Source organism: Collimonas antrihumi (genome assembly GCF_018304965.1).
Taxonomy (GTDB): Bacteria; Pseudomonadota; Gammaproteobacteria; order Burkholderiales; family Burkholderiaceae_D; genus Collimonas; species Collimonas antrihumi.
Genome location: NZ_JAGQED010000021.1, coordinates 1 through 13,376 on the forward strand (window position 1 = coordinate 1; position 13,376 = coordinate 13,376).

Annotated in this window: 11 protein-coding genes; 5 read left to right on the forward strand and 6 right to left on the reverse strand. The window is 57.5% G+C overall.

The genetic code is table 11. The annotated features are described in order from the left end of the window. Positions 1 to 448: 448 nt before the first annotated feature. From KHU29_RS16145 to ettA, 4 genes are all read left to right on the forward strand, one after another. Entirely contained in the window at positions 449 to 1,687 is a 1,239-nt protein-coding gene (locus tag KHU29_RS16145) for a Bcr/CflA family multidrug efflux MFS transporter (protein ID WP_211453791.1), read from the forward strand. After that, positions 1,684 to 2,367, forward strand: a complete 684-nt coding sequence (locus tag KHU29_RS16150; protein WP_211453792.1) for a Dph6-related ATP pyrophosphatase — start codon at positions 1,684 to 1,686, stop codon at positions 2,365 to 2,367. The genes KHU29_RS16145 and KHU29_RS16150 overlap by 4 nt, the downstream gene beginning before the upstream one ends. Positions 2,368 to 2,547: 180 nt before the next feature. Beyond that, positions 2,548 to 3,450, forward strand: a complete 903-nt coding sequence (gene rarD / locus KHU29_RS16155) for an EamA family transporter RarD (RefSeq protein ID WP_211453793.1) — start codon at positions 2,548 to 2,550, stop codon at positions 3,448 to 3,450. A 111-nt stretch (positions 3,451 to 3,561) separates the two neighbouring features. Continuing rightward, a complete protein-coding gene (ettA, locus tag KHU29_RS16160; protein ID WP_211453794.1) occupies positions 3,562 to 5,229 on the forward strand; it encodes an energy-dependent translational throttle protein EttA in 1,668 nt (555 codons plus the stop codon). A gap of 97 nt (positions 5,230 to 5,326) precedes the next feature. Here the strand turns inward: ettA and KHU29_RS16165 are convergent, their stop codons facing one another. The 6 genes from KHU29_RS16165 to KHU29_RS16190 form a co-directional block, all read right to left on the reverse strand. Continuing rightward, positions 5,327 to 5,905, reverse strand: coding sequence for a DUF4337 domain-containing protein (locus KHU29_RS16165; protein WP_211453795.1), 579 nt, complete (start codon positions 5,903 to 5,905; stop codon positions 5,327 to 5,329). Positions 5,906 to 5,986: 81 nt separating this feature from the next. Next, positions 5,987 to 8,131 carry a DUF6311 domain-containing protein gene (locus KHU29_RS16170; RefSeq protein ID WP_211453796.1) on the reverse strand — a complete coding sequence of 715 codons (2,145 nt, stop codon included), beginning with the start codon at positions 8,129 to 8,131 and terminating at the stop codon, positions 5,987 to 5,989. Continuing rightward, positions 8,124 to 8,567: a GtrA family protein gene (locus KHU29_RS16175; protein WP_211453797.1), complete on the reverse strand. Its 444-nt coding sequence runs from the start codon at positions 8,565 to 8,567 to the stop codon at positions 8,124 to 8,126. The genes KHU29_RS16170 and KHU29_RS16175 overlap by 8 nt, the downstream gene beginning before the upstream one ends. Before the next feature lie 7 nt (positions 8,568 to 8,574). Further along, positions 8,575 to 9,558: a glycosyltransferase family 2 protein gene (locus tag KHU29_RS16180; protein WP_211453798.1), complete on the reverse strand. Its 984-nt coding sequence runs from the start codon at positions 9,556 to 9,558 to the stop codon at positions 8,575 to 8,577. Positions 9,559 to 9,748: 190 nt separating this feature from the next. Beyond that, entirely contained in the window at positions 9,749 to 10,801 is a 1,053-nt protein-coding gene (locus tag KHU29_RS16185) for a type II asparaginase (protein WP_211453901.1), read from the reverse strand. A 269-nt stretch (positions 10,802 to 11,070) separates the two neighbouring features. Then, positions 11,071 to 11,919 (reverse strand): mechanosensitive ion channel family protein, encoded by an 849-nt coding sequence (locus KHU29_RS16190; RefSeq protein ID WP_211453799.1) that lies wholly within the window; start codon positions 11,917 to 11,919, stop codon positions 11,071 to 11,073. Between the two features lie 168 nt (positions 11,920 to 12,087). Here KHU29_RS16190 and hisC point away from each other — a divergent pair, with 168 nt between their 5' ends. Further along, positions 12,088 to 13,176: a histidinol-phosphate transaminase gene (hisC, locus tag KHU29_RS16195; protein WP_211453800.1), complete on the forward strand. Its 1,089-nt coding sequence runs from the start codon at positions 12,088 to 12,090 to the stop codon at positions 13,174 to 13,176. Positions 13,177 to 13,376 lie beyond the last annotated feature (200 nt).

Consider the following 13,376-nt stretch of genomic DNA (forward strand, 5'->3'; position numbering starts at 1 on the left):
GTTTGCTTGCCTTGAGCAATGGACAGAAATGCGCAATTTACTGCGAGAACCTTCGCGAAAGAAACGTCATTATCAGCAGGATCAATTCAGAGGAGGAAAGTTTGGTTAGCGCGTATGGGGGTAGCCCCGGCGCACGTACCCACGGAGTAGCAAACGTTTTAAGTAACGTGACCTTTCGTCGCATGCAACGACACTTACTCCGTGGGCCGTTAAATGGGGTCAGAGTAATTTACGACGGTACTACTGTCGTAAAAAAACTCTGACCCCATTTAACTACTAGCGAGTCGGTTGTCGGCAGATATTGCGATGTTCGTGTAACATGTCCAACTGTTCCCGGTCGCCAGATTGATCCATCTCCGGCGCACCACCCGGCCCTCCCGCCGACGCATTCCACCCGCTATAAATAACCACTGAAGCACAAGCAAGTTGTGCAACTCCAAGCACCCCAATGACAAACACACCTGATACCCCAGGCCCCGAGAAACTACTCCCGGGCTGGCTCCTGTTACTCGGCGCCCTCACCGCCATCGGCTCCCTGTCGATCGACATGTACCTCCCAAGCTTCCCCACCATCGCCCAACAGTTCGGCGTCGGCAGCAACCTGGTACAACTGACACTAGCCAGCTTCCTGGTCGGACTAGCAGTCGGCCAGATGTTTTACGGACCGCTCAGCGATCGCTTCGGCCGCAAGCCGCCACTCTATGTCGGCATGACGCTATACCTGCTAGGCTCGCTAGCCTGCATGGTCTCGCAAGACGTAACCGCGCTAATCGTATCCCGCTTCCTGCAAGGTCTCGGCGGCTGCGCCGGCATGGTCATCGCGCGCGCAGTAATCCGCGACCGGCTAGGCACCACCGGCGCCGCCAAGGCGTTTTCACTGATGATGCTGGTGATGGGCCTGGCGCCCATCCTGGCGCCGCTGATCGGCGGCAGCGTGCTCAAATTCTGGGGCTGGCGCGTGATCTTCGGCGGCCTCGCCGCCTTTGGCTTGTGTTGCCTGCTGGCGATCCATTACACGATGCAGGAAACGCTGGACCGCCACAAGGCAGAACCGCTGCATCTGGGCCGCACCCTGAAACAATACGGCCGGCTGTTGCTGGATCGCCAGTTCGTCTCTTATAGCCTGGTCGGCGGCCTGATGCAGGGCGGCATGTTTGCCTACATTACCGGCTCTTCTTTTGTCCTGATCGAATTGCACGGCATCAAGCCAGAGCATTTCGGTTTCGTGTTCGGCACGAATGCTTTCGGCCTGATTGCCGCCTCGCAGATCAACGCCCGCCTGGTCGGAAAATATGCGCTCGACACCATCCTCGGCCGCGCCCTGTGGCTGCCGGCTATCCTGACCCTGCTGGTGGCGGTGCTGGTGGCTTGCGGCATGAGCAACCTGCCGATCCTGCTGATTGGTTTTTTCGGCTACCTGGCTTGCTACGGCTTCATCAGCCCGAATGCTTCGGCCATCGCCTTGTCGCAACAAGGCAAGCAAGCCGGTGTGGCTTCAGCCTTGATGGGCACGTTGCAATTTTCGCTGGGTATCGCTGCCGGCATCGGCATGAGCTTGTGGCACGATGGCACGGCGTTGCCGCTGATGGTGGTGATGGCAATTTGCGGCGCCAGCGGCTTGCTGTTGCATCGCTTCGTGGCCAGGCCGGAACATCGACGTCTATCGCAAGCGGCAGCCCGGGCATGACAACTCACACGACAAACGCACTGGTGTCATGGAGCGGCGGCAAGGATTCCTGCCTGGCCTTGTGGCGCGCCCGTCAAAACGGCATACAGATCAAACGCCTGATTACAGCACTCGATGAAAGCGGCCAGCGCGCCCGTTCACACGGCGTACCGCCGGCATTGCTGCAGGCCCAGGCCGATGCGCTCGGTGTGCCGCTGGCGTTTTACAGCGCCAGCTGGCAACAGTATGAAGAAAAATTCATCGCAACCTTGCGTGATGCGCACGGCGCCGGCATGCGACATGCCGTGTTCGGCGATATCGATTTGCAAGCGCATCGCGACTGGGAAGAAAAAGTCTGCGCCGAGGCCGGGTTGCAAGCCAGCCTGCCGCTTTGGAACCAGCCGCGCCGGCAACTGGTGGATGAATTCCTGGCGCTTGGTTTCAAGGCGTTGGTGGTGTGCATCAATGGCAGCCATCTGTCGCAAGATTTTTGCGGACGCGAATTCGATGCGGCTTTTCTCGCCGACTTGCCGCCCGGCGTAGATGCTTGCGGCGAGAACGGCGAGTTCCATACTTTCGTGTACGACGGCCCGGCGTTTGCCCATGCGGTACCGTTCCGCCGTGACCGCATCAGTCCGTATCAATCACCGCCGGAACTGGGTTCGACAATTTATTATTTCCAGGAATTGCTGGCGGCCTGAGTAATCGGCCAAATTGCCCGGCCATATGCATATCCGCAATATCAGGCTCGCCGCTTATGCGTAAAATGCTGGATGTTATTCAGGTACTATCCAAAAGCACTTGAAATGAATATTAAAAACACAACACGTGATTGCCCGCCGCTCTTTCACTCGCTCTTTCACTTTTCATAGACTGACGCCATGCAAGCAGGAATGTTCTACGCGATCGCCTCCTACGTCCTGTGGGGCATGTTCCCGATCTACTTCAAGGCGCTCGAAGCCGAAATTCCGCCGGTCGATATCGTCATGCACCGGATGCTATGGTCGTTCCTGTTCCTGGTGATCGTACTGACCGTGCGCAAGCAATGGGCGTGGGTAGCGCCGATGCTGCGGCAGCCGCGTGTCATCGGTGGCTTCATGGCCAGCGCGCTGCTGCTGACCGCCAACTGGACCACCTACATCTGGGCCGTCAACAACAATCACATCGTCGAAGCCAGCCTTGGTTATTTCATCAATCCGATGGTCAGCGTCGCGCTTGGTTTCATCTTCCTGCGCGAACGGCTGCGCCCGGTGCAATGGCTGGCAATTGCATTGGCGGCAGCCGCCGTAGTCTGGCTGACCTGGCAAACCGGCCATCCACCCTGGATTGCGCTGACGCTGGCAGTCACTTTCGGCAGCTACGGCTTGCTGCGCAAGACCGCCAGCCTTGGCGCCCTGCCCGGCCTGGCGCTGGAAACGGCGCTGGTGCTGCCGCTGGCGGTGGCGTACCTGGTTTATACTACGGTCCAGGATCAGAATACCTTTGTCAGTGCCTCGACTTCCACCAAATGGCTGCTGGTCGCTGCCGGTCCGATTACCTCGATTCCCTTGCTGATGTTTGCCGCCGGCGCGCGCCGCCTGCCGTTATCGCTGGTCGGCGTGCTGCAATACATCACGCCATCGCTGCAATTGTTGCTGGGCGTCTGGTTATATAACGAACAGCTGGACGGCGCCAGACTGGTGGGTTTCATCGTCATCTGGTGCGCGCTGGCACTGTATTCGGCCGAAGGATTGTGGCGCACGTTTACAATACGCCCAGCGTCTGGCGCCGGAGACCAGCCTTAACAACTCGTCAACCCGGCCCGCATCGGTTATTCTTGGCAGCTCGGCGCACTCTCAGTTCACCATTAGCTGCTTGCCCATTCATCGCATTTCTTTTTATTATCATCGCTACTCATGGCCCAATACGTCTACACAATGAACAAGGTCGGCAAGATCGTGCCGCCCAAACGTCAAATCCTGAAAGATATCTCGCTGTCGTTCTTCCCCGGCGCCAAAATCGGCGTGCTGGGCCTGAACGGTTCCGGTAAATCGACTTTGCTGAAAATCATGGCCGGTATCGATAAGGATATCCAGGGCGAAGCGGTACCTATGCCTGGCTTGAATATCGGCTACCTGCCGCAAGAACCGCAACTCGATCCGGAACAAACGGTACGTCAAGCCGTCGAAGGCGGGCTGGGCGAAGCGTTTGAAGCGCAAGCGAAGCTGGATGCCGTATACGCGGCCTATGCAGAAGAAGATGCCGACTTTGACGCGCTGGCAGCGGAACAGGCGCGACTTGAAGACATCCTTGCTACCGCCGGCGACGGCAATCTTGACCTGCAACTGGAAATGGCGGCCGACGCCTTGCGCCTGCCGCCATGGGACGCCAAGATCGGCATCCTCTCCGGTGGTGAAAAGCGCCGCGTGGCGCTGTGCCGCTTGTTGCTGTCGAAACCTGACATGCTGCTGCTCGATGAACCGACCAACCATCTGGATGCCGAATCGGTTGAGTGGCTGGAGCAATTCCTGCAACGCTTCCCCGGCACCGTGGTCGGCATCACCCATGATCGCTACTTCCTGGACAACGCCGCCGAATGGATCCTGGAGCTGGACCGCGGTTACGGTATCCCTTGGAAAGGCAACTACAGCTCATGGCTGGAGCAAAAGGGCGATCGCCTGAAACAGGAAGAAGCGACCGAATCGTCACGCCAGAAAACCATCGCCAAGGAACTGGAATGGGTGCGCCAGAATCCCAAGGGCCGCCAAGCCAAGAGCAAGGCGCGTCTGGCACGCTTCAATGAACTGAGCGAACACGAATACCAGAAGCGCAACGAGACCCAGGAAATCTTCATCCCGGTCGCCGAACGCCTGGGCAATGAAGTGATCGAATTCAAGAACGTATCGAAATCGTTCGGCGACCGCATGCTGATCGACAACCTGAGTTTCCGCATTCCGGCGGGCGCCATCGTCGGCATCATCGGCCCTAACGGCGCCGGTAAATCGACGCTATTCAAGATGATCACTGGCAAGGAACAGCCGGACAGCGGCGAGGTGGTGCTCGGCACGACCGCGCGGGTATCGATAGTCGACCAGTCGCGCGATTCCTTATCGGACCAGAAAACCGTGTTTGAAGACGTCTCCGGCGGCGCTGACATCCTCACCGTCGGCCGCTTTGAAATGCCTTCGCGCGCCTACCTGGGCCGCTTCAACTTCAAGGGCGGCGACCAGCAAAAGATCGTCGGCAACCTGTCCGGCGGTGAACGCGGCCGCCTGCATCTGGCCAAGACCCTGCTGCAAGGCGGTAACGTGCTGCTGCTGGATGAACCGTCCAACGATCTCGACGTTGAAACTTTGCGCGCGCTGGAAGACGCCTTGCTGGAATTCGCCGGTAGCGTGATGGTGATCAGCCATGACCGCTGGTTCCTGGATCGTATCGCGACGCATATCCTGGCGTTTGAAGGCGAATCGCAAGTGTCGTTCTTCGACGGTAACTACCAGGAATATGAGGCCGACAAGCGCAAGCGCCTGGGTGAAGAAGGCGCCAAGCCTAAGCGGATTCGCTACAAGCCTGTCACACGTTGATTGAATTGAATTCGATTAAATTCAATTAAATCCGATTGAAGCGAAAAAAGACGGAAAGCGCACTGCGCCTTCCGTCTTTTTTCATGGCCTCTCACTTTTAAATATGCAACCAGGCCAGCGTCCCCAACACCACGCTGACCGCTCCCGCGCCATACGCCATTTTTTTCAGCCATTCCTTGCGCGTCAGCAGCGTAATCGCCGCCAACGATATGGCAATCTGGATCGCCGTCATCGCCTGCGCCCAGCGGTGATGTTGATGCAATACCAACTCTGATTTTTCATCCCATGCGCTAGCCTCCGCTTCGAGCGCCTCGGCCTTTTTCTGCACGACTTCCTTCTCACTCTTGTAACGCTGCGCTTCGGCGGCGTAATGCGCCGCATCGACGCCAGGAATATGCGTAGCCAGTTCCGCCAGGTTTTGCCGGCTGGATTTGGCCTGGTAGTAATTCCACTGGTTGGACGCTTCGGTTTTCTTGATGGCAGCGTTGTTCTTGTTCATTGCCGCTTCGCTTTCAGTGGAGCCGGACTGATAGCTGAACATGGCGCCGATGGTCGCCAGGATGGCTGTCATCACCGCGATCTTGCCGGCGAAATTATCGCCGCTGCCGTGGGCATGCTCGGTGACGTGGTCCAGATGCTGTTCGTGCGGGCTGGGGACTTCGAATTCTTCGGACATGGCTTGATCTCTGGAAAGAAATTAATCAAATAGCGATTGTAAAGGCCGATTGTAAAGCCAACAATCACCGATAGTCTGCTATCAATGAATCACCATCGACATCGCGCCCAAACCCAGACTGCGGATGTCCTTGCTCGCCGTCGCCTGTATCGGGGATATCAGTTCGGCGATGCTGAACACGATCAGCAGTTCGCCATGGCTGCGCGCCACCGTCGCGGCCGGAATCTGCAAACTTTGCAGGCTCTGGTTCTGCCGGGCAGTATAGTGCAGCTCGCCCACTGGCTGCCCGTTCACGGAAACCTGCACGGTTTGCTGAGGATATGATGGTGGCACGAAAGCATGTGCCGAGATGTCTAGCGTCAGGTCGCCAGAGCTGTACCCTGGAATAGCGAGCCGTAGAGCTGCCGCATTGGCGTAGCTCCAGTTGCCCCACTCCTCCGTGTGGGACCAGCCTCCCGCCAGATAGCGAGCCGCGTTACCGCCACTGCCAAATCTGATCTCAGTGCCTGGCACATATTCCGGCGCCGCCGCAGGCGCTACCTGCGGCAAAGTGAAACCCAGGTGCTGGCATTCGGCGCATTGCTTCCAACCTGGAGCCAATACCCGATAACCGTCCACTTCCGCCATCAAATCATCAGGGCCGGCAGAAATCTTCGCCTGTTCTGACAGTGCCATGGAAAGCGGGTCGCCGAGGAACACATACAAGGTCTGCGGATCATAACCGCCGGCAAATACGGTCTTGATGGTTTCGGACTGCAGCTTCAACAACTGCTTTACATCCATCCGGGCAAAGTAACCATGATTGATCGACAAGTGGCGCTCCGATGCAAACAAGGCAATCGGGAAATAATCGAAATTGTAGGCGGCCGGCATCACCACGGCAATGCGGCGATAGACTTTTGGCAGCTGCTGCCAGAACGGCGATTGCAAGGGCGAGGTCCAGTGGTATTCGCGAAAACTTTTACGGATATTCTGTGTGGCGCCATTGCTATCGACCAATTGCAGGATCAGCAGTGCGCCAAGCAGGTATTGCAGCCATCGATTAGCGATCAACTTGAAAGCAGCGCAAAATACGCCGACATAAATCAGGTAGAACACTGGCCAGAACATCCGTCCGGAGACCCGGAAAACACCGAAAAACTTGTCCAAAATAACCGGCAAGCGATAGATCCATACATCGTGTTCGCCCCATCCTACATGCGTGGTAAGGGCCTGCATGGCCAGGATCAAGGCCGCGGCAAACAATGGCAGCAGCGGCAGCAAGGCCGCCCAGCGCCAGCCGGACGCCAGCTGTCCTTTCCTCGTAATCAGCAACGCCAATACGCTGACTACCACGCTGGCCAGCAACAGTAGCATGCCGCTACCCAAATAGCTGAAGCCTTCGTACTCGCCGCCGCTCCTGGATGGCTCAGGCATGACAGACGACCACCAGCTTAGCGGATCGATCAACCCCAGCAAACTCATGCGGAAATAGCTGCCCACCGGCGTGCTCAGCCCGTCATGCAGCATGAAGTAGCCGGTAACCCACATGACTAATCCCAGGCAGGCGGCCGACAACAGTACATATCCGGCTATCGCCCTCAATGAAATTTGCTTTTTCAGTGCCCGCTGCAGGAGGTCGGCACCCCAGATTGCCAGCACCATGGCGAGCAGATAAGCATGCGTCAATGCAGCAAGGGATAACAAGACTAGCCACCCGCGCCAGCGCAACTGCGGACTGAAATACAGATACAGGGCGGCCAGGATAAGCCAATGTGCCGCCAAAGCATCGGACTCGACGTAGATACGCCACCAGAATGGCGGTGCTATGACAAAAAACGCTGTCGCCAGCAAGACCGTCAAGCGCTGCTTCGAAAACAGCGATAGCAGCTTGTAGGCAAACACCCCCTGCAGCATGACGCTCAACGCGAGCCAGATGCCGATGTATTGAAACGGTTCCGGCAACCACGCCGCGAACGGTTTGAACAAGAATGCGAATAAGGGCGTCGAGTCGGTAAACACGATTGAGCTACTCAGGGTTTCACCGTACTCGCGGCTGGCGCCCAGTGGAAATTGCAGCAGCGGCGTGTGCCGGAAAAAATTCCAGCCAAGGAAATGCTGGCCGAAATCGCCGCGCATCAGCCATTCGGTGGAGGTCGGCCAGACGATGGCGCCGCCGGTGTAGAACACAAAGGCGGCGATACCGATCAGCGCTGCCAGTAACACCGGCGGAAATTTTCTAATCATTGGGTCGGGAGTCGCGGCATGCAGGATTTTTCTGCTGCGTTTGTTGTGGCTGCTTCGAGCCGAAGGTCCACAGTGTATTCGCGGAATAAGTCAACATCAGTACTGCCGCAGAAGACAGTAGCTGCGCCAGGAGATAATTGAGTGACAGCTGGATCGTTAGCACATGCATCAAGCCGGTATTGAGCAGAATGCCGGCAACCGCAATCAGGCCGAATCGGCTTGCGGCTTTCAGATGGCTGGCCTGACTCTTGAAGGTAATCCGGTAGTTGAGTCCGTAGTTGACGACTGCACCGACCAGGGCTCCCAGCGCCGACGCAGGCACCGGTGTCGCCAGGCCGCTCTGAACCAGCACGATCAGGACGGCGTATTGGCATGCCGTGCCGACCGCGCCGGCAGCGGTATAGATCAGGAAACGTATCCAGCGCTGCATAGCCATCGCGCCGTCAGTCTCCGGCTTTTTGATAACGGCGGCGAACCAGGTAAATCGGCCGCCCTTTCGATTCCAGATAGGTTCTGCCCAGATACTCGCCAAGAACGCCGATACCGATTAACTGTATCCCGCCAAGAAACAGCACAACTGTGAGGATCGATGCGTAGCCTGGCATGTCGATGCCATGGATCAGAGTTTTGAAAATGATCACCAGGCCGTAGATAAAGGCGAACAATGAAATCGCAGAACCGCAATAGGTCCGCCAGCGCAACGGCACGGTACTGAAACTGGTGATGCCTTCCAGCGCAAAATTCCACAAGCGCCAGCCGGAGAATTTCGACTCTCCTGCACTGCGCGCTTCGCGTACATAGTCAATCGTGGCCGTCTTGAAGCCGACCCAGGCAAACAGCCCCTTCATGAAGCGCCGGTTTTCCGGCAGCTGCTTGAGCGCCTCCAGAACCTGGCGATCGATCAGGCGGAAATCGCCGACGTTGTCTGGCAGCTTGATGTCCGACACTGCATTGTAAAGACGGTAAAACAGATGGGCAGTCTTGCGCTTCAGATAGGAATCGCTATCCCGGTTAATCCGCTTGGCCAGCACCACTTCGTAACCGTTGCGCCATTGCTCGACCAGGCGTGGAATCAATTCGGGCGGATCCTGCAAGTCGGCGTCGATAGGAATCACCGCATCGCCCGCTGCTTCGTTCAGGCCGGCAGTCAACGCCGCCTCCTTGCCGAAATTGCGCGACAGATCGATCACCCTGACCCGGCTGTCGCGCTTGGCGATGGCGATCAACTGCGCCAGGGTATCGTCGGCGCTGCCGTCGTTGATGCAGACGATCTCATAATCCAGCGTGTCGAGAGCCGCCAGTATAGGCGTTACCCGCTGGAAGAAATGGGCAATGGCCGAACTCTCATTGTAGAAAGGAACCACCAGCGATAGCAGTGGCCTGTCTGGAGCTTTAACTGACGCTTGATCCGGGGAGTTCACATGCATTGCTTGCTCTGGGAGTATCGCTTGTAGGTTCGCGCATATTAGCACCATTCCACATGGAAATAGTGCCTGGTGCTGGCTGCTGTTGTAGAGGAAATGATCAGGATCGATCAGCGTCGCAAACGTAAAAAAAGCCAGCTAACGTGAATTAGCTGGCTTTTTGCTGCTTGTAACCTATGTCATGCGAACATGATCAATAGGTATAAAACATACGCTGGATTTCTTTGGTGTTGTTAGTCTTGGTCAGCGCCAGCATCAGCAGGATGCGCGCTTTTTGTGCATTCAGCGTATCGGCCACCACGAAATCGAGTTCATCATCGTTGGCTTCGCCATTGCGGGCAACGATGCCCTGGCCGACGCGGCTGGCGCGAACAATGATCACACCCTTCTTGCGTGCTTCGATCAGCGGCGTTTTCATCTGCGCCGCAATGCTGCCGTCGCCGACGCCAGCCTGGATGATGCCCTTGGCGCCGGAAGCGACTTGCGCATCGAGTGCAGCGCGGGTCATGTTGGCGTAGCCGTAGATGATGTCAACTTGTGGCAGCACATCCAGCTTGCTGACGTCGAATTCGGTATCGACCGTATTCTTGCGTGTCGATTGCCGATAGAAGTACGCCTTATTACCCTGGATATAACCCAGCATGCCGAGCTCGGGCGACTTGAAGGTGTCGGTAGTCGAGGTGTTGGTCTTGGTTACTTCGCGGGCAGAGTTGATCTGGTCGTTGAGCGCAACCAACACGCCTTTGCCGATCGCATCTTTGCTGCCGGCCAGCAGGACTGCGTTGTACAGGTTGATCGGGCCATCGGCCGAGATCGCGGTCGAAGGACGCATGGCGCCGACGACTACCACCGGCTTGCGGCTTTTGACGGTCAGGTCGAGGAAATAAGCAGTTTCTTCGATAGTGTCAGTGCCGTGGGTGATGACGATGCCGTCCACATCCGGTTGCGCCAGCAAGGTGTTGACGCGCTTGGCCAGCTTCAGCCAATGGTCGTTGGTCATGCTTTCGCTGGCGATCTGGAATACTTGCTCGCCTTTGACGTTGGCGACTTTCTTCAGCTCTGGCACTGCAGCGATCAACTTTTCGACGCCGACGGTGGCTGAGGTGTAGCCAACCGTGGTGGTGCTGTCGGCGCCAGTGCCGGCAATCGTGCCGCCGGTTGCCAGGATCATCACGTTAGGCAGCTTGGCCTGGCTGTCTTGCGCATGCGCCACCGAGGTGGAGAGCAACAAGGCGCTGAACATCATCACCGCATAAGAATGCAATGTGCGATTGAAGGTGCGATTGAGAGCGCGCAGCGCGAGTGTGCGGGTGGTAGTCATAAATCTCCTGATCCTTTTGGTAATTGTGGACCGCAAGCCAGGCTCAACTCAAAATCAAAATCAAACCCGAAGCGGTCACGTGGCAGACCAGCATTCGGGAACGCGCCGCCACGCAGCGGAACTGTAACGAATGTTGGCAAAGTGATCTAATGCCATCTATGCATAGGTTTATGCATAATTATTATAGGTTTCGATCAGGCAATCTTGGTTTCGACTTCACGCGTAATAAGCAATTCGCGTGTAGGAAACGGGATCGTGCAATTTACCGCTGCCAGCGCAGCCTGCACATTTTGCGCAATCGACCACCGCACCGCCCAGTATTCGGAGGTGGTGGTCCAGGCCCGCAGATTCAGCATGACTGCACTTTCGGCATGGTCGGTGACGACTACCATCGGTGCCGGCGTCGCCAGGATCCGGTCGTCCGCCATCAACAGTGCCTGCAACGCCTTCATCGCAACAGCGGGATCATCCTTATAGCTGATGCCGATCGGCATATCGATGCGGCGCGTGTTGTTGCGGCTATAGTTGGTCAGCGCGCTATTCCACAGTTGATTGTTAGGGGCGAACAGGCAGATGCCGTCAGCCTTGGTCAGCTTGGTCGCAAACAAGCCGATTTCATCGACGGTGCCTTCGATGCTGCCATTCGAGATGTATTCGCCGACCTGGAACGGCCGCAGGAACAGCAGCATCATGCCGGCTGCTATGTTTTGCAAAGTCCCCTGCAAGGCCAGGCCGATCGCCAGGCCGGCTGCGCCCAGGACGGCGATAATACTGGCGGTCTGCACACCGAACTGGCCAAGCACGGCGACCAGCGTGATCAGGCGTACCAGCCACAGCAACACGCTGCGCAGCACCGGGCGCAAGGTAGCGTCCAGGCTGGCACGGGTCATTACCCGGTCAAGCGCATTGGCGAAACGCGACGACAGCCACCAGCCGACGGCCAGCGTGATAATCGCCAGCACCGCGTTGAGGCCGTAGTGCAAGGACGATTCAAGAAGAAAATTCCAGATCGACGTGAGTTGATTGGCAGCTAGTATGTTCAAGGGCAGCTCCTGTTGCTTGAATAAAATAACGCGAACCGGGTCCGCGTATTGAGTCCTCTATGTTACCAGTTGTCTTCAGTGCAACCTGCGAATCCCAGCCAGACTGCTCCGGGTTTGCTACCATATGGCTGATCCGCCAACCCGGCCCTTACCTTTTTTAGCGACACAATGAGCAAATTCTGGAGTCCCATCGTCAGCCGTCTGACGCCTTACACCCCCGGCGAACAACCCAAGCTGAGCAAGCTGGTCAAGCTCAATACCAATGAAAATCCGTACGGTCCGTCGCCGCTGGCGCTGGCGGCCATGAGCGCCGAACTGGGCGACAACCTGCGGTTGTATCCCAATCCGGATGCCGAGCCGCTGAAACTGGCGCTGGCCGAACAAAACGCCGCGCACGGGATAACGCCGGCCCACGTGTTTGTAGGCAACGGTTCCGACGAAGTGCTGGCGCATGCGTTCCAGGCTTTGCTGCAGCATGAACAAGCGATCCTGTTCCCGGATATCAGCTACAGTTTTTATCCGACCTATTGCGGCTTGTACCAGATCGCCCATCGGCTGGTGCCTTTGGCCGAGGACTTTACGCTGCGGGTTGACGATTATCTGAACACCTCCGCCGGCGGCATCATTTTTCCGAACCCGAACGCCCCTACCGGCTGCCTGCTGCCCTTGGCCGAAGTGGAACGGCTGGTAGCCGGCCAGCCCGACTGCGTGGTGATCGTGGATGAGGCGTATGTCGACTTTGGCGGTGACAGTGCCATCCCGCTGGTGGCGCGCTACCCTAATCTGCTGGTGGTGCAGACCTTGTCCAAATCGCGCTCGCTGGCCGGCTTGCGGGTCGGCTTTGCGATCGGTCATCCGGACCTGATCACGGCACTGGAACGGGTCAAGAACAGTTTCAACTCCTATCCGCTGGACCGCATGGCAATCGTCGGCGCTACCGCGGCGATCAAGGATCAGGCGCACTTTGACAAGACCCGGCTGGCGGTCATGGCCAGCCGCCGGCATCTGGCGAGCGGCTTGGCCGCGCTCGGTTTCGACGTGCTGCCTTCGGCTGCCAACTTCGTGTTTGCGCGTCACCCGCGCCACGATGGCGCCAAGCTGGCAGCCCGTCTGCGCGCCGACGGCATCATCGTGCGCCATTTCGGCAGCGCCCGCATTGCCCAGTTCCTGCGCATCACGGTGGGTACCGATGAGGCTTGCCAGACGTTGCTGGATGCTTTGCACATGCATCTGAAAGACATGCCTGCCGACTTCTGATCATCCGGGACTGTAGCCTTCGAAAGTAAACGCTGGAAACTTAGTCATCCCCGCGAACGCGGGGATCCAAATTACTGAAAAAAATGGATTCCCGTGTGCACGGGAATGACGGGGTCGCCTAGACGGGGTCGCCTAGACGGGGTCGCCTAGACGCAGTCGGAGTTATTTTTGGTTCCTAACGCGTACACTTTCGCCTCCTC